17 protein-coding genes and 1 rRNA gene are annotated in these 17,436 nt (G+C 44.3%); 5 read left to right on the top strand and 13 right to left on the bottom strand.

Annotation, left to right across the window (positions count from 1 at the left end; all coding sequences use genetic code 11):
• Positions 1–69: 69 nt before the first annotated feature.
• The 3 genes from ACFO4O_RS16505 to ACFO4O_RS16495 form a co-directional block, all read right to left on the bottom strand.
• Positions 70–1,407: an alpha-amylase family glycosyl hydrolase gene (locus ACFO4O_RS16505; protein WP_382410530.1), complete on the bottom strand. Its 1,338-nt coding sequence runs from the start codon at positions 1,405–1,407 to the stop codon at positions 70–72.
• Between the two features lie 66 nt (positions 1,408–1,473).
• Positions 1,474–1,695 (bottom strand): hypothetical protein, encoded by a 222-nt coding sequence (locus tag ACFO4O_RS16500; protein ID WP_382410528.1) that lies wholly within the window; start codon positions 1,693–1,695, stop codon positions 1,474–1,476.
• A 95-nt stretch (positions 1,696–1,790) separates the two neighbouring features.
• Entirely contained in the window at positions 1,791–2,690 is a 900-nt protein-coding gene (locus ACFO4O_RS16495; protein WP_382410527.1) for a sulfite exporter TauE/SafE family protein, read from the bottom strand.
• A gap of 69 nt (positions 2,691–2,759) precedes the next feature.
• Between ACFO4O_RS16495 and ACFO4O_RS16490 the strand changes: the two genes are divergently transcribed.
• The 4 genes from ACFO4O_RS16490 to ACFO4O_RS16475 all read left to right on the top strand — a co-directional run bounded on the left by ACFO4O_RS16490 (position 2,760) and on the right by ACFO4O_RS16475 (position 5,880).
• Positions 2,760–3,251 (top strand): DUF2244 domain-containing protein, encoded by a 492-nt coding sequence (locus ACFO4O_RS16490; RefSeq protein ID WP_382410525.1) that lies wholly within the window; start codon positions 2,760–2,762, stop codon positions 3,249–3,251.
• A 79-nt stretch (positions 3,252–3,330) separates the two neighbouring features.
• Positions 3,331–3,579: a DUF6482 family protein gene (locus ACFO4O_RS16485; protein ID WP_382410523.1), complete on the top strand. Its 249-nt coding sequence runs from the start codon at positions 3,331–3,333 to the stop codon at positions 3,577–3,579.
• A 214-nt stretch (positions 3,580–3,793) separates the two neighbouring features.
• Positions 3,794–5,407 carry a GMC family oxidoreductase gene (locus ACFO4O_RS16480; protein WP_382410521.1) on the top strand — a complete coding sequence of 538 codons (1,614 nt, stop codon included), beginning with the start codon at positions 3,794–3,796 and terminating at the stop codon, positions 5,405–5,407.
• Positions 5,407–5,880, top strand: coding sequence for a LabA-like NYN domain-containing protein (locus ACFO4O_RS16475; protein WP_382410519.1), 474 nt, complete (start codon positions 5,407–5,409; stop codon positions 5,878–5,880). Before ACFO4O_RS16480 ends, ACFO4O_RS16475 begins: the two co-directional genes overlap by 1 nt.
• 29 nt (positions 5,881–5,909) lie before the next feature.
• On the opposite strand, the gene ACFO4O_RS16470 is transcribed toward ACFO4O_RS16475, so the two are convergent.
• The gene (locus tag ACFO4O_RS16470; protein ID WP_382410517.1) at positions 5,910–7,394 is read right to left on the bottom strand and encodes a hypothetical protein; all 1,485 of its coding nucleotides are present in this window, start codon (positions 7,392–7,394) and stop codon (positions 5,910–5,912) included.
• A 16-nt stretch (positions 7,395–7,410) separates the two neighbouring features.
• A complete protein-coding gene (locus ACFO4O_RS16465; RefSeq protein WP_382410515.1) occupies positions 7,411–7,899 on the bottom strand; it encodes a hypothetical protein in 489 nt (162 codons plus the stop codon).
• 357 nt (positions 7,900–8,256) lie between these two features.
• On the opposite strand from ACFO4O_RS16465, the gene ACFO4O_RS16460 reads away from it, so the two are divergent.
• Positions 8,257–9,534 carry a glycoside hydrolase family 88 protein gene (locus ACFO4O_RS16460; RefSeq protein ID WP_382410513.1) on the top strand — a complete coding sequence of 426 codons (1,278 nt, stop codon included), beginning with the start codon at positions 8,257–8,259 and terminating at the stop codon, positions 9,532–9,534.
• Positions 9,535–9,669: 135 nt separating this feature from the next.
• Here the strand turns inward: ACFO4O_RS16460 and adk are convergent, their stop codons facing one another.
• The 8 genes from adk to rrf all read right to left on the bottom strand — a co-directional run bounded on the left by adk (position 9,670) and on the right by rrf (position 17,183).
• The gene (gene adk, locus ACFO4O_RS16455; protein WP_382410511.1) at positions 9,670–10,317 is read right to left on the bottom strand and encodes an adenylate kinase; all 648 of its coding nucleotides are present in this window, start codon (positions 10,315–10,317) and stop codon (positions 9,670–9,672) included.
• Between the two features lie 211 nt (positions 10,318–10,528).
• The gene (gene htpG / locus ACFO4O_RS16450) at positions 10,529–12,451 is read right to left on the bottom strand and encodes a molecular chaperone HtpG (protein WP_382410509.1); all 1,923 of its coding nucleotides are present in this window, start codon (positions 12,449–12,451) and stop codon (positions 10,529–10,531) included.
• 106 nt (positions 12,452–12,557) lie between these two features.
• Positions 12,558–13,157: a recombination mediator RecR gene (gene recR / locus ACFO4O_RS16445; protein WP_382410507.1), complete on the bottom strand. Its 600-nt coding sequence runs from the start codon at positions 13,155–13,157 to the stop codon at positions 12,558–12,560.
• A gap of 36 nt (positions 13,158–13,193) precedes the next feature.
• Positions 13,194–13,520, bottom strand: a complete 327-nt coding sequence (locus tag ACFO4O_RS16440) for a YbaB/EbfC family nucleoid-associated protein (protein WP_382410505.1) — start codon at positions 13,518–13,520, stop codon at positions 13,194–13,196.
• Positions 13,521–13,576: 56 nt separating this feature from the next.
• Positions 13,577–16,129 (bottom strand): DNA polymerase III subunit gamma/tau, encoded by a 2,553-nt coding sequence (dnaX, locus tag ACFO4O_RS16435; RefSeq protein WP_382410503.1) that lies wholly within the window; start codon positions 16,127–16,129, stop codon positions 13,577–13,579.
• Positions 16,130–16,135: 6 nt separating this feature from the next.
• A complete protein-coding gene (gene apt, locus ACFO4O_RS16430; RefSeq protein WP_382410502.1) occupies positions 16,136–16,672 on the bottom strand; it encodes an adenine phosphoribosyltransferase in 537 nt (178 codons plus the stop codon).
• A 33-nt stretch (positions 16,673–16,705) separates the two neighbouring features.
• Positions 16,706–16,834: a hypothetical protein gene (locus ACFO4O_RS16425; protein WP_382410501.1), complete on the bottom strand. Its 129-nt coding sequence runs from the start codon at positions 16,832–16,834 to the stop codon at positions 16,706–16,708.
• 233 nt (positions 16,835–17,067) lie between these two features.
• Positions 17,068–17,183 (bottom strand): 5S ribosomal RNA (gene rrf, locus ACFO4O_RS16420).
• Between the last annotated feature and the right edge of the window lie 253 nt (positions 17,184–17,436).

Raw genomic sequence — 17,436 nt, 5'->3', positions numbered from 1 at the left:
GTCATGTTCAAACCTTCCTTCTCTTTGCAGACTGAGTAACATTGCAACCAAGGTCTTGCGCACCCATTATCATTCCTCTTCGTCGTAGTGTTTGACAAATATGCGATATTCCCAAGCGCCTAGTTCAATGCTTTGACCAAGCGCTAGGTCAAAGTGTTGTTGCGTATATTGATGCCCTTTCGCATGCAATTGTGCGTCGTATGCATCAACATAGTATTGCTCGGCAAAACTCACTTCAAGCGTATCGGCTGAAAAATTAAACACACAGAACCACTTACTTTGATTATCTTCACGCACAAAACTAAGTACTTTATTCATTTGGGTATTAGGTACTTGATGCATTCTAGCACCGTGTTTACCGTTCCATAGAGCTGTATGTGACTTACGCAAACGCAATAAGGTTTTATAAAAGTCATGCATAAAATGCGGTTGCCACTCAATTGGGTCTCGCTCAAAAAACGCTAAACGCTTGGTCTCACCCGCCTCTTGCCCATTGTGAATAAGCGGCATCCCTTCACCTATTACCGAGAGCACAATGGCCGCTGGTAACATGGGCCCAAACTTTTCGTCGGGCGTGCCTTCCCATGCATTTTCATCGTGGTTACTCACAAAGGTCATACGATAGGCCTCTTGCGGCCATGCACGTTCATTCCAAGAGTAGTATTTTCTGAGTTTATCGAGAGGTAAATCTCCCGTGGCTATACCAAACATCACCTCGTTCCAGCTCCATGCATAGGTCATGTCAAAACCATGCTCATGCATGTCTCTATCTTCCCATTCAGCAAGCATAAATACCGGCTTAATCTCATCTAAACTTTGACGCACCTGCTGCCAAAAATCGTTGGGGACATACCCTGCAACGTCACAGCGATAGCCGTCAATGTCAAAGGTCTTCACCCAATAGCAAAGCGCATCAATCATATAGGCTCTGAGGTCAGAATTGTTGTAGTCTAACTCAATAATATCGTCCCAATCCCACCATGGTGATGGCCTAAAATCACCTTTGTAGTCACGGGCATACCAATCGGGATGATTCTCTACCAAGTTATTGTCCCAAGCTGTGTGGTTTGGGACCCAATCCAAAATTACTTTTAAACCAATGGCATGAGCAGTGTCTATTAGCATTTTTAAATCTTGCTCACTACCAAACTCGCTATTAACGGAATAAAAGTCTTTCACCGCATAAGGACTGCCTAAGGAGCCTTTTCGATTTTTATGCCCAATTTCATGAATGGGCATTAGCCAAATAATATCGCTACCAAGCGCTTTGATGCGCGGTAAGGCTTTGGTGACCTCACGAAAAGTGCCTTGCTCACTAAATTGGCGGGTATTGACCTGATAAATGGTGGCGTCTTTTGACCAGTCAGGACTTTTAATTTTAACGTAATTGGTAACAGGAAACCGCATGATATGTCCTTTTAAACCTTACATGGAGTGTTTGATTAACGCAGACCGATTAGGCAACTCAACGCGCTACGACTGTATCTCTTTGCCATTATAACTAGCAGACAGATCGTCTAAAATAGACAGGGTATTATCATAGGTGCCTTTTTCCAAGCTGTAGCTTATGCGCACTTTGTCTCGGTCAAATAGCTTGGCTCGCGCCATGTCTAGCGATGCATTAGAATTAACATCGTTTAAAAATCGATTCGCCGACGGCGCATCATCAAAACCATAAACCACTGACAGGCGCATGCTTTCTCCTTAAAATATTGCCTTAAAATTGCTCTAAAAGAACGCGCACCGCTAGTGCACTGCATAACATCGACTCAGAGTCAGATGACATCACTTTACGGAAAAATAGGCAAACCAGCCAATCCCATGACCATCACCCAAGTAGCAAAAAAGATTTTTAGGCGCTTGGGCGAAAAAAATAACACCACATGTTTAGCAATCATTCCGCCTATCACCGCACCCGCTCCTGCAAACAATACAATTTGCCAGTAAATGGCTTGTGATATGAACAAATGATAGACAATAGCCGCCCACACACTCATAGCGCTAAGTATAACCGCTAATGCAATCGCAAACGTAATATTGAAGCCTCGTAAAATCAAATATACAGCAACAAGCTCACCCACTCCCACCGACAGCCACGCCGTGATAACACCGCCACCTAAAGCAATCATACACAAGGCGACGATATCGATTGGGAGCAATGCAGTTAGAAAGGTATTGCGCTTCATCAGTGGAATTGAGCCATAAATGCATACAGCCAGTGCGATGGAAAACAAACCAAAATAAAGATGGAGGGAGTTTTGAACAGCATCTGTGTAATGCCCAAATGCGAATTGCGCGAATAAAATGCCCGCAATAGAGAACGGCACGGTGTAGCTCAAGCCTTTTGGCATCATAGACCATTGGGGGTCGAGTTTATGCGAAGCGCGGTAATGGCGGTACCATGTTAAAGCGCCTGCGGTCATTCCACAGCACTGAATAGCAAAGCTGGTAGCAACAATCGTTTGGCTCGACAAAGCGAGCTGGTTGAAAAAAGGCACGAACACCACCCCGCCTCCAGCACCGGTTGAGTTTGCAAAAATAGCGCCCAACACACCCAAAAATACAAAACTCACGTACTCATCAAGCAAGTCATATAAATTAGGCTGGACACTTAACAATACAATCCAACACGCTAATAGCAGTAGTTTAAATTTGTGCTCGTTGAAAAAACGACCGATACGGGTTAACAATACAACTCCTGATTTGAAAAACGAATGTCTCAATAAAACGCTACGCGATTATACATAAGGTTTCGTGCAATGGTAGTAACTGAAACACAATCTGACCGCACCGTTATTACGCTGTCGCCGAATCGTTCGGCCACTTGGCAACACACCAAAATTGTTATTTTCGTGATGGTAGCGGTTGTAATGATCATCGCGCTCGCATGGACTTTTATGGGTGCATGGGTCGTATTGCCATTTGCCGGCTTAGAGGTTGGCTTGTTCGCGCTACTTATGTACAAAGTGTCTCAGTTTACCTATAGCAAACAGGTTATAAACATCAATAAAGACAGCGTGAGCATCGAATGGGGACGCAAGGTAGTAGAGAAGCGCCATGAATTTTCTCGCGATGATTTGTATGTATATTATTGGGAAGCAGACGAAGGATGGCACTTGCCGCGCATATCTTTGACCCAAAAGAAAACACGCTTAGAAATTGGCACATTTTTAAACATGGAAGACCGCGAGTTACTCAAGAGCAACTTAGAACAAGCTGGACTTATCGTGTGCCGCAACAAATGGTGGTAAACGCGCGTATCTTTGATCCTTTTATGTAGGGCTTCGTTCAAATTGTAATCAAACTGCACTCGGAATGAGGAAATGCACAATGAATCTGTTTATAGAATCGATAGAGGGCGGCACCTATGTCGCAGGCGTTGGCGATAAGCAAGCCACAGAGTATCTGCGAGACGAATATAGAGACAGTATGCAGTTTCAATCTATTGCAGAGATTCGCGAACAGTTGTCGGGTCGTAACTTTGACAAAGTATGGTTGCGTCAAAACACCCCCTACGATGAAATGTGCGGAACCGACACCCATGATGACAAGTTAGTCATAGAGCTTGAATGGCGTTAGGCATAGGTTCGACGTTAGATGTTTGTATGACAGAAACAGCGTTTATTTGACACAAATTTATGATGCTTGTGTAATGCCGCCGTATTATACTAAGCTCGTATTCTTTGAGCACAAAAAGCCAAGAGAAAACACAGCTAATCATTGAAATCTTACAAAAAAGCTTTCAAACGACACGGTTAAAAACCCTATTTCACGCACCCAAAGGAAGCAGTAAATGACAAGCTATGATGTCATTATTATCGGCGGCGGGAGCGCTGGTTGCGTACTCGCCAATCGACTCTCTGAGAACCCAAACACGAGCGTATGCCTATTGGAAGCAGGGCCAGCCGATAAACACCCTGCTATACATATTCCTTTTGGCCTCGCGCTAATGAGCGAGCTTAAATCAATCAACTGGCAACTCGATACTGCCAAAGAGCCGCATTTAAATAACCGTTCTTTATTCTGGCCTCGCGGTAAAACGCTAGGTGGTTCAAGCTCTATCAACGCGATGTGCTACATCAGAGGCAATAAAAACAATTACGATGAGTGGGCGTCTATAGGTGCCGAGGGGTGGGCGTGGGATGATGTGTTGCCCTATTTTCGCAAGAGTGAAAATAACACCCGCGGGATTTCTCGTTTGCATGGTTGCGGCGGGCCGCAAGACGTTAGCGATTTAAAGCACATTAATCCTTTGTCGCGAGAGTTTATAGAGGCAGCAAAGCGCATTGGCACAGCTGAAAACCCGGATTTTAATGGCATTTCGCAGGAAGGTGTGGGCTTTTACCAAGTAACTCATCGAGATGGTGCGCGCAGCAGCACCGCAAAGGCTTACCTCAGCCCAAAGGTTAAAGCACGAGACAACCTAACGATAATGACAGAGGCAACCGCACAAAGACTCTTGCTAGATAACAAACAAGTGACAGGTGTGCTTGCCACGGTAAAAGGTAAGCAACTTACCCTCATGGCCAACACGCGCGTCTTTGTATGCGCCGGAGCGGTTCATTCTCCCGCACTGTTGCTAGCGTCAGGCATCGGTCCTAAAGACACTCTAGATGCAGTAAACATTGAACAAATTCATGAATTAAGCGGTGTGGGTAAAAACCTTCACGATCACTTAGACGCAACAATTGTGTATAAACAAAACCGTTCAACATCGTATGGTTTGTCTATAAGCGGCATCATTAAAAACGCGTTAGAGCCTATCAAATACTGGCGCTCGCGCTCAGGTATGTTGAGCTCAAATATCGCAGAGGCCGGCGCATTTTTTAAATCCAGTCCTGACAAAAAGCTGCCCGATATACAAATTCATTTTCTTCCAGCCTTACTTATAGACCATGGCAGGACGAAGCCATGGGGACATGGGTTTACCATTCATTTTTGCAATCTGTATCCTAAAAGTCGCGGCGAAGTAAAGCTTAAACGAAACGCAGAAGGCGAACTCGAAGTAGATATTTATGGCAATTATTTAGCTGAGCCTGAGGATATGGCGCCAATGGTAGCGGGCTTTAAATGGGCTCGAAAGGTAGCAAATGCACAGCCATTGCAAAATCAAAGCTACGAAATGCTGCCTGGCGACAACGTAAAAACAGACGACGATATTGAAGCGTTCATCCGCCAACATGCAGAAACAGTCTACCATCCGGCGGGCACGTGTAAAATGGGAACGGAAGACGATAACTTTGCGGTCGTCAATAGTGAGCTTGAAGTCATTGGTATCGATGGACTAAGCGTGGTAGATGCATCCGTTATGCCGAGGCTTATCGGCGGCAACACAAACGCACCAACGATTATGATTGCCGAAAAAGCATCTGATATGTTTTTAACCAAACAAGCGCAGCAAGCTTAGTGGAAAAAGTTGGCATTTTTGTAGATGTCCAGAACATCTATTACACCACGCGAGATACCTTTAAGCGCCCGTTTAATTACAGACATTTTTATGCAGATATCGCTAATAAAAACAACCTTATCGTAGCGTATGCTTACGCAATAGATAAGGGCGACGCTCAGCAGCAAAAATTCCAAAGCGCCTTAAAACACATTGGTTTTGACGTGAAGCTTAAGCCATTTATTCAGCGTGCTGACGGCTCGGCAAAAGGCGATTGGGACGTTGGGATTACCATAGACATCATGGAATATGCTCACACGCTTGACAGAGCCGTTCTACTCTCTGGCGACGGTGATTTTGCTCCCCTGTTGAATAAAATTAGAAGTAAGTACAACTGCGCTAGTACGGTATACGGTGTGTTAGATTTGAGCGCAAATGCACTGATAAACTCAGCCGATGAGTTTATTGATATCGACGACAAATGGCTGCTGTAACAAGGCTCCTATGGAAGCCACGCTGTGGCTTACTGGTAAATGACTATCTGTGAACTAATCAGCTGAGGGCTACTGCCCTTAGCTGATTTATGTTTGTTATTCTCATTTAGTTCATAAAAGAGCAGCTCTTGCACAAAGTGGCTTTGGGTCACTTCAATCTTATCGTTAAGCTGAAACATATCGTCTCCGAGCTGCTGCGTTGCTTCATCTATGGTCATAAATTGACGCAATCCGTTTATCACCCAAGGCACACCATAATCTGAATCGCTACTGGGATTTTCTAGCAGAATAACTTTATTGATGCTAGCGCCTAAATTTTCAATCAATAAATTGCCGCTGTACCAGTTTAAGGTTTTTCTATTCGACAACCATGCAGAGGCTCTAGGTACGATATTCAACGATGAGACATCCATAGTGTTGCGCTCTTGCTGAAGATAGGCATTGATGTATGACAGCAACTTTGGGTTGCTCGGTTTAAAGCTGATGCTTGGACGCTTGTAATTTGTTTTTTCAAGCGCGTAATGGATTGCCTTAAGCTGATGGTTTTGAGTATTGCCGGTTATAAAGCTTTCAACATCTATTAACAATTGCGCATCGCCACTTTGGTGCACTATTATTCCCGCTGCTAGATTCTTGTGATTATCGCTCGCTGAAATGGGCTGGTTTTGCCGATACTGAGCTTGTGCAGTCCAAGCTTGATCGTCGATACGTTCATCAAAGGCGAGTAAGTTAATAAATTCGGAAGACAACCACGTTTGCTTTGAACTAATTGATGCTAATTCATCGTGTTTTAACACTAGCCACAACCCCCTGCCGTAAGCCAATATCAAGTGTTCATCGTCAGCCTTTAACCTAAAGGTGGGTGTACCCAATATTTTTTGTACCTCGGCCAAAGACATATTCAACTCAAGACCAAAAACGCCGTCGTCAATATCAACGGAATAATTACCTATATCGGTGATTGTGCGCTGGCCTTGTGCACTTGCCATATCAAGTTCTATCGTTTTCTGCCAACCCCCTACAGTGCCTAATGATATCGCTTTTTGTTCTTTACCCTTTGCATTATATGGCGTTGCGTTATTTGATAAGTTACTGATTGAACCGCATAGTTTAATCAGCTCTGCGGTATATGCTAGCGTGTGATGGCTCGCCCCTATGACGCCCTTACCCTGAGGATTTGGGTCAAGAAGTGAACCAATCGGGCTTGCATTGCTTGTATTGATAATAGCCAAATCGCTATCGATTAAGATCACCGCGTCGGCCCCCTTATCAATTGCGGTATTTTTCATGCGTGAAATGATACGATTTTTCGCTTTTTCTATATCTGAATTGCTCACACTACTAACACGGGGAGCAAGTCGGCGCTGATAGGTGACCGTGTCGACAATTTCGTAGTCACAAGCCGGATAAAAGTTAAGCACTTCAGGCATTTTATCCTCAGTGCCATAGGTGGCATCAGAAAATATTGCGATACTGCACAATAGTGCAAAGAAGCTAAGGGATTTGCGCATCATCTTAAAAAACCTCTGTTTAATCGTCTATATTTAACTTTTCGCGCACTTTATGAGCCCACTGCGGCCGAGTGATTTCATATTCCCAGGGTCCATCCGGTACGATTATCGACGGGTTCGCTTTTTGCAGCGCATCAAATAGCTTTTGCCTATCAATTGAATAGTTTTGATACATTATTCGCTTCGACTCACCAGTCTTAAACTCAACAATATGTTCGGCATACTGATTAGTCGCACTTCGAATTTGACGAAGTGCAGTAATATCATTAACTGAAGCCGTAAATCCATAATCACCAAACACCGGATCGCTGTAGTGAAATTCACTTGGACTTACCCAAATTTGCACCTCTTTGTTGCGAATAAAAAAGTATAGCGCAATACCTAGAATAATCAGCTCTGCTAGCAGCACCGCAGCCAAAACAATATCGCGCGAGTCTTCATGGGTGGGGCCGGTAAGAATATAGGTAATAATCGCCCAGCAGATTCCCGCTAGCAACACTGCATTCATCAAAAAAATCAGTGCAAACCGTCGCGTGCTTCGTATGAACTTATAGTATGTGACCATAAAACGGACAGCTCCAGTACGTGTTTGAGTTTTCAGTCTACTGCAAAAAGCTTTATCGTTTTTAGTTTTTTTGTTTCTGCGTATAACATCTGACTGATTGCCTGCAAACTCAGTCGTGGGATGACTCTAACGGCCGTGTTAAATTATCAAACGCAATAGTGAAGTAACTTAATTGCAATCGAGCACTAAAGTAGTCTTAATTGTAATACGTGATGCGCGGCTCGTTGCAAGGGGCAATCACTAACCATTGCAAGCGCTTTAGAGATAAACTGAGCAACTATTCTGATAAGGATTACCAATATGCAATTAAAACCTTTTGCGACATGCCTTTTTTCTGCCGTCTTTGTGTTTGCATGCACCTCAGAGGCCCCTCAAAAGGACTCGACTTCCGCGAGCACATCAGGGTCTGCTGCTGTTTTGCAAGAACCCATTGCTGAAACGGCGGATTTAAGTCAGGGCATTGGTGACACAAATATTGCTTTTTGCTCAGCCTTGCTCGACAAAGCTGAAAATCAATTAGACGGCTTCAGAAAACACTATACCGACCCTAGCAATATACCGCGCTCATACAGCACCACTGTGCGCTATGCAACACCAGACGATTGGACAAGTGGCTTTGTTGCCGGTTCTTTTTGGTACATGTACGAACATACTCAAGACGAAAGCTGGCTAGCAAGTGCTCAAGAATGGACCCATGCGCTTGAGCAGCAACAGTTTAATGAGGGTACCCATGACCTCGGCTTTATGATGTACAACAGCTACGGAAACGCCCTTCGACTGACCGATAAAACGGACTATGTGCCAATTATCATACAAACTGCTAATAGCTTAATGACACGCTATAACCCAACTGTTGGTGCGACTCGTTCTTGGGACTTTGGAGACTGGGAGTTTCCCGTGATCATCGATAATATGATGAACCTCGAACTTCTGTTTGAGGCTACAAAGTTGTCGGGTGATGCAGTATTTAAAGAAGCTGCCATAAGCCACGCTACCGTTACCATGAACAATCATTTCCGCCCAGACTATAGCTCCTATCACTTAGTCGACTATAGTACTGAAACGGGCGATGCTATTCACAAGCAAACCTATCAGGGTATAGCGGATGATTCTGATTGGGCGAGAGGTCAGGGTTGGGGAGCATACGGATACACCATGATGTATCGCTACACACAAGACCAAAGGTTTTTGACACTTGCACAAAACATAACTGAGTTTTATCTCAATCACCCAAACATGCCAGACGACTTAGTGCCGTATTTCGACTTTGATGCAATCGATGATGAAACTGTAGAAAACTATCGCGACTCCTCTACTGCCGCCCTCATGGCAAGCGCATTATTAGAGTTAGCAAGCTACGTCAACGAAGCAGATGCTGCGCGATACCGCCTTGCTGCTATAAACATGCTTAAAAGCTTATCTACCCCTGAATATCTGGCAGTTCAGGGTGAAAACGCACATTTTTTATTAAAGCAGGCTACAGGCAATTATCCTGGGGGTTATGAATTATCAGCTGCCATTAATTATGCAGATTATTACTATCTTGAAGCGTTAGTGCGATGTAAAAATGGGGGCTAGCTTGTGTGAGCTCGGACGAGCTTAACGACTGGGATGTTCTTAACCACTCAGATGATGTTAACTATTCAGATGTACAAAAAAAACAAAGCCCTTCAAGTGAAGGGCTTTTCTATAGAAATTCTGGCAACAAAGCACCTATTTACTGAGTAGCGCCTCTAGTTCCGCACTCACCTTTTCGACCGCTTTAGTTCCATCAATTTTAAAGTACTCACAGTCACCAGATGCTGCTGTTTGCTCATAGTAATGCACAAGCGGCTTAGTTTGCTCGTGATATACCGACAAACGACTTCTAACCGTCTCTTCTTTATCGTCGTCACGAATAATCAACTCTTCGCCAGTCACATCATCCTTTCCCTCTACCTTGGGGGGATTATACTGCACATGATATACACGACCGGAAGCCGGATGCACTCGTCGTCCGCCCATTCGGTCTACAATAACATCGTCTGGTACATCAAACTCAATGCAATAGTCTACGTGTATGTTGGCCTCTTTCATCGCGTCAGCTTGGGGAATGGTGCGCGGAAAACCATCTAACAAAAAGCCATTAGCGCAGTCTTCTTGGGAGATCCGTTCTTTTACTAAACCAATAATAATGTCGTCGGACACTAACTGGCCAGCATCCATCACTTTTTTTGCTGCTATTCCCATTTCGGTGCCGGCTTTAATTGCGCTGCGCAACATATCACCAGTGGAGATTTGAGGAATGCCAAATTTGTTCATCAAAAATTGGGCTTGAGTTCCCTTCCCTGCTCCGGGAGCGCCAAGAAGAATTATACGCATTAAGCGTCCTCCAATATATAAATTCAAAAACCGCTGAAACTTTACAACGTAGGTATGCGCATCACAAGCTAAAAACCGCAATATTGGTCAGACTTTAGCCTAATGATGAATTTTTTTATGTACAGGCAATAAAAAAGGCCAAGCTATTCTTGGCCTTTACATCAATAATATTAGGCGCACGCCTACATCACTGTAATTTGTTTAATAAGCTTTACTTAGTTAGCGACGACAGCAAACTATTTAAATTTGTAACAAATGCTGCTGGCTCTTTTAAACTACCTTGCTCACTAAGCTTGGCTTGGTCGAACAGTACTTCTGTCCATTGCTTAAATAACGCTTCATCTTGAACATCAGCCACCAATTTCACTAACTCATGTTCTGGGTTAAGCTCAAAATGATAGCTTGGCTCTGGTACTTCTTGACCCGCAGCTTGCATTAATTTTGCCATCTGTGTTGTCATGCCATTTTCAGATGCAACAATACAGGCGGGGGAATCGGTTAAGCGATGAGTAAACTTCACTTCTTCTACCTTGTCACCGAGTGCCGCTTTAGCACGCTCCAGAACGCCTTCAATTTCTTTTTCAGCCTTCTCTTTAGCTTGTTTAGTTTCTTCGTCATCTAAGTCGCTCAAATCGACTTTAGCGCTGGCTGCAGACTCAAACGACTTTTCTTCAAACTCGGTCAGATGAGACATTAGCCACTCGTCAATTCGCTCACCCATCAGTAAAACTTCTATGCCCTTCTTGCGGAATATTTCCAAATGAGGGCTTGTACGGGCAGCTTGATAAGAATCTGCGGTGACGTAATAAATTTTTTCCTGACCGTCTTTCATGCGTGAAATATAATCGGCTAACGATACCGTTTGCTCATTGCCATCGTTGTGCGTCGACGCAAAACGTAGCAAGCCAGCAATCTTATCTTTATTAGCAAAATCTTCTGCCGGCCCTTCTTTTAAGACGTTACCGAATTCTGCATAAAACGACTTGTAAGTATCAGCATCGTTTTTAGCCATTTTTTCTAACATACTTAGTACGCGCTTAGTACAACCTTGGCGGATACTCTGCGTAATTTTGTTATCTTGCAAAATTTCGCGCGACACGTTGAGTGGCAAATCGTTAGAATCTAGCAATCCCTTTACAAAGCGCAAATAGGTAGGCATAAACTGCTCAGCGTCATCCATAATGAACACGCGCTGTACATATAACTTGAGGCCATTTTTCTGGTCTCTGTTCCACATATCAAAGGGCGCTTTTGCCGGAATATAGAGCAGTGAGGTGTATTCAGTTTTACCCTCAACCTTGTTGTGTGACCACGTTAATGGGTCGGCAAAATCGTGAGAAACGTGCTTATAAAACTCTTTATACTCATCGTCCGACACTTCTGATTTATCACGAGTCCACAAGGCGGTAGCCTTATTTACTGACTCCCATTGACCGGGTTCAGCAGGAATTTTTTCACCGTCTGGACCGTCACGCTCAGCCACCTCATCTTTCCAAAGCTGCACAGGAATACTAATATGGTCTGAGTACTTAGTAATAATGGAACGCAAACGCCATGTATCCAGAAACTCTTTTTCATCTTCTTTTAAATGAAGGATGATTTCTGTACCGCGTTCCGCTTTTTCGATATCGCCAACGGCAAATTCACCTTCACCTTCTGATACCCACTGTACACCCTCACTCGCCTGAGTTCCTGCTGCTCGAGTGTTAACTGTAACTTTGTCAGCCACTATAAACGCTGAATAGAAACCTACACCAAATTGACCAATTAACTGAGAATCCTTAGCTTGGTCGCCCGATAAGTTGCTGAAAAAGTCTTTGGTGCCCGATTTTGCGATGGTGCCTAAATTAGCGATAACGTCCTCTTTGGTCATACCAATGCCGTTATCTTTGATAGTAAGCGTACCCGCCTCTGCATCCACACTAATTTTTACGTTTAGCTCGCCGTCACCCTCATATAACTTATTGTCAGAGAGTGCTTTAAATCTAAGTTTATCTGCTGCATCAGCCGCGTTTGATACCAGCTCGCGCAAGAAAATTTCTTTATTAGAATAAAGAGAATGGATCATCAATTGAAGCAATTGCTTTACTTCAGTTTGAAAACCATGTTTTTCGTGTTGGACAGTCTCAGCCATTGCCAAGGTTCTCCTTTTTGGATGGGTTACTACGATTAGTTTATCTACGCCCTAGATGTATGGACGTAGTGGTATTTTTCAATGCTGAGGATGCAGAAAAATGCGATTAAAATTCGCGACGCCCGCTAAACGCATGAGTGAGGGTGTTACCATCGATGTACTCAAGCTCACCGCCTACCGGTACGCCATGGGCAATACGAGTGGCGGGTATATTGTGGCTTTTACACATTTGGCCAATGTAGTGTGCGGTTGCTTCGCCTTCTACCGTTGGATTGGTCGCCAAAATAACTTCTTCTATAGATTCTTCGGCCAAGCGCGTTTGTAAAATATCTAGACCAATCTCGCTTGGACCAATGCCGTCAATGGGAGACAAATGCCCCATCAACACAAAATACTTGCCTTTGAACTGGGAGGTTTGTTCAATTGCTAATATATCTTGCGGCGACTCAACGATACAGATTTGTGCGCTTTCACTGCGCGAAGGGTTCGCGCAGATACCGCATACTTTTGACTCAGTAAATGTTCGACATTGCTCACAATTGCTAACATGCTCCATAGCGTCGTGGAGCGCCTCACTCAATCGCATTGCACCATCACGATTACGCTCCAAAAGCGTAAACGCCATTCTTTGAGCGCTTTTTGCGCCCACACCTGGTAAACATTTTAACGCGGCAACGAGCTCACTGATCAGAGGGCTAAACGACATATACTGAATATATTCCTATAAAGGGGTTAGGTAATGCTAGAACGGCATCTTGAAGCCTGGCGGAAGATTCATACCACCGGTAACTGACGACATTTTCTCTTGAGTAGCATCTTGTACGCGGCGCACCGCATCATTCATCGCTGCGGCAACTAAGTCTTCAAGCATATCTTTGTCATCTGCCATTAGAGAAGGGTCAACTTCAACGCGTCGAACGTTGTGGTTGCATGTCATCACAACTTTAACCATACCTGCGCCCGATTCACCACAAACTTCCATTTGCGCGAGTTCGTCTTGAGCGCGCTTCATATTTTCTTGCATTTGTTGGGCTTGCTTCATCATGTTGCCCATTCCACCTTTAAACATATCAACCTCTTTCAACCGACTAATAATTATAAGTATTGCACCTGCGCGCTTCGCACTTAACGAGATTCAATAGATTCTGGTATCACTTGTGCGTCAAAAGCTTTCATTAGTTCCTGAAACGCGCTATCGGTCGCAATGGTTTGTTGCGCATAAGACAAACGCATAGCGTCAATCTGCTGCTGTATTTCATAGGGACTATCACTCACATCCGCATATTCGACTTTTACGTCAATTTCGCGGTTAAATTTCTCTGCCAGTGCCTGCTTAATGGTAGATATACTACTCTCTTCGTTTAAGTGGTGGTGAGACTGATTAATTTCAAGCAATAAACATTGATCTTTAATGCCTGGAGACCTGCCATGGATGAGTAATTGTCTCGCTAAGCCCCGTACACCGATACTGTCCACAAAGTGGCTCCACTTATCAATCTGTGACGCCAGAACGAGCTTTTCACCGTTTGGTAAATATGGCTGTATCGCACTTTTCGGGTCACTATTACTAAGAGCCTCGGGTGAGCTAGTGTTAACACTTTTCTCATCGCGAGCAGAATCTACGTCTTGGTTTTGTGTTGATACCTCGGGCGCATCAACGGGTTCGTCTACCGCTGAAACTGTATCGGGCTGAGGTGTATTTACAAAATCATTAGTACTTGTTCGATTTGCTACGTCCCCATCTGAGTTGATGCCTTCGTCGTCTTGATGCGAGCTATCATTATGTGAGACAGGCTCAGAAGAAGGTTGTAATGATTCGTTCCATGGGGGTGATACGGCAACGTCTGCACCATCTTGCTCATTGGCAGATGCTGTTGCGATAGGTTTTGATTCAGGCGTTTGTGGAGCGATTGGCTCAGATAGATTAGCTGTCAGCGCATCAGCCTCATTTTCAGCCTTTTGCGCTAGGCCAGGCTCAGACTTTTTTCCTTTCTCTTCCTCTAGTGCTTGCTGTTCGTAAGAATCAAGATCACTTTCTAAATCAAACAAATCTTGCAAATTGGAGGTCTCTGCAGCTGATTTTGATGTATCACGCGCAGCATCAGTTTGCGTATCATTATCTATAGGAGTCTGGTAATTAGGAGCCTGGTAATTTAAGTCATCAACGCCTGCGAACGAATCCGACACATCAGCCCCTGCAGTATCATGTGGCTCATATGCTTGCAGTGAAGCAAGCTTAGCAGTTTCTTCGTCTTCCATTGAATGCGTAAGCGCAGCTGGCTCGTCATTTTCGCCGGTGATATTCTTATGACTGCCTGAGTCTGCAGTTTGCTTGGTAGCCTCTAGCGATTTTTGTGCGTCAATATCTTCAGATTGACCTGAATCGACAGGCAAATCAGGCGAGGCCACCGCGTCGACCTCCGTTAACTCGTCTTTTAGACGCGAGTCATGCGTTTCAGCTTGCGCTTCCACCGCACTACCCGACACCAAAGAATCATCAACAGCTAACTCGGCCGTACTCGATTGGATTTTACTTTCGAGCGGAGCTTGTTCGCTTGGACTGGGGAGCTCACTTATCTCAAGGGGTATATTTTGTGCAGGAGTAAATGCCAGCATGCGCATGATAGTCATCTGCAGACCAGTAAAGGCATCAGGCGCGAAGGGCAAGTCTCGCTTCCCATTCAATCCAATTTGATACAGCAACTGAATATGTTCTGCCCCAACTGCTTTTGATAAGGTATATATCGGTTTAGCCACGTTTGTATCAAGTTTACAGATATCTGGAACAATTTGTGTAAGAGCAACTTGATGCAAAAGCGCCAATAGCTGCGATAACACCTGCGAGTAGTCTGGTGAGTCCGCGCAGATTTCTTCCAACTGCTCCATTGCTCCGTGTGCATCGCGTTCACAAATACACTTTGCCAAACGTAGAATTTGATTCTTATCAAGTAAGCCTAGCATACTGATAACCGTGTTTAACGTGACGCGATTATTCCCTTGTGCGATTGCTTGGTCGGTCAGGCTAAGCGCATCTCGCATACTACCACTGGCAGCTCGAGCAATTTGAGATAAAGCCGGAGCCTCATACGGTAAAGAATCTTCAGTCAATATATAAGCCAACTGGGACTGAATTTGCTCTCGACTTAAGGACTTAAGGCTAAACTGCAGGCATCGTGACAAAATGGTTACTGGCAGTTTTTGTGGATCTGTTGTGGCCAGCAGAAACTTAACGTGGGGGGGCGGCTCTTCGAGCGTTTTTAGCAAAGCATTAAAACTATGCTTAGACAGCATGTGTACTTCGTCTATTAAATAAACTTTGTACTTACCGCGTGTGGGTTTGTATTGGACGTTGTCTAGGAGTTCGCGTGTATCTTCCACTTTTGTCCGAGATGCAGCATCAATCTCCAGTAGGTCTACAAAACGCCCTTCACTTATGTCCATGCACGTTGCGCATTTACCACAAGGGTTCGCACTTTGCCCTTCTTCGCAGTTAAGTGACTTCGAGAAAATACGGGCAATCGTTGTCTTACCGACGCCGCGCGTGCCTGTGAACAAGTAGGCATGGTGTAGTTTATCGTTATCCAGTGCGTTGGTGATAGCATCAACTACATGCTGCTGTCCAACCAGTTCAGAAAATGTCTGAGGACGCCATTTTCGCGCTAATACTTGATAACTCATAAGATTTTAATCGCCTTCAAACTCACAAATGCAGTAAGGAGTAATGTTCGCTGCACGCAACTTAGCATCCCCACCAATGTCAGGTAAGGATATCACAAACCCTGCATGATCAGCTTTTCCTCCTAGGCGTCTAATAAGATTGGCCGTTGCCACCATCGTGCCGCCGGTAGCCAGCAAATCATCAATCATTAGGACGTTGTCGCCCGGACTTATTGCGTCTTTATGAATCTCTAGCACATCCGTGCCATATTCCAATTCATAAGACTCGGAAATCGTCTCCCGTGGTAACTTTCTAGGCTTTCTTACAGGAACAAAACCGATACCAAGGGCAAGAGCAAGCGGTGCTCCGAACAAGAAACCGCGCGCCTCTGTGCCTACTATTTTGTCAAATGTGTGGCCATCATAGTTACTTTTCAGCATATCAATACAGGCCTGAAAGGCCTCTGGCTGTTGCAGAACGCTGGTTACGTCTCTAAACAGAATGCCAGGCTTTGGATAGTCAACAATTGTAGTAACGGCTTTTTTGATTAACTCTGTGGTCAAAATAATGCCTTTTAATTTGATTTAAAGAACAGCTTAATTGCTGAAGAAGAATACATACCAACCGGCTAATATATGAAGCATAGGAAACGCGACCAATGCTAAGACGATTACTAACAAATACCACCAGTTAAATACTTCTTTAAAGTCCTCGTTATCGGCCATTACTTGCTTCCTGATATAAACAAAAATAGGCACGCATACTACTTTATTCAGGCCTAAAATCCTAGGGCTTAATGGTCAAAAAAGTAAGTCGTTGTGGTAAGAAATTTGCTCACCACACATTGCAACAGGCGTTCATCAGCGCTCAGTGAACTAGGTGAATAATACCTTTGCTCTCTGCGGGGTCTAAAACAAAAAAGCCCCAGCGTATGCTGAGGCTTTTTTGTGTAATGGGAGTCTGGCGATGTGCTACTCTCACATGGGGAAACCCCACACTACCATCGCCGCTAATACGTTTCACTTCTGAGTTCGGAATGGAGTCAGGTGGTACCGTATCGCTATTGTCGCCAGACATTAACTGTTGAACTATCAAGCAAAGCTCAATACTTCTCAATAATGGTTAACAATGTTGGAATGCTGATAATTGCTTTTTCTTTAACGTAGAGTCGCTACTCAATCTGTCTATATATGATTGTCTTAACTTGTCACCTACAACCCTTGCCTGCCTCCTACATACTCATACTTGCGCGTCTTTAGCGAGCAGGTTATTTGCCAGTCGATTTTACATCGACGATAAGCAAATTACCGCGCCCACTTGCGATAGC

This window comes from Glaciecola siphonariae (genome assembly GCF_042652645.1).
Classification (GTDB): Bacteria; Pseudomonadota; Gammaproteobacteria; order Enterobacterales; family Alteromonadaceae; genus Glaciecola; species Glaciecola siphonariae.
Note: the sequence above shows the minus strand (reverse complement) of the source record. Positions and strands in the feature narration are given on the sequence as shown.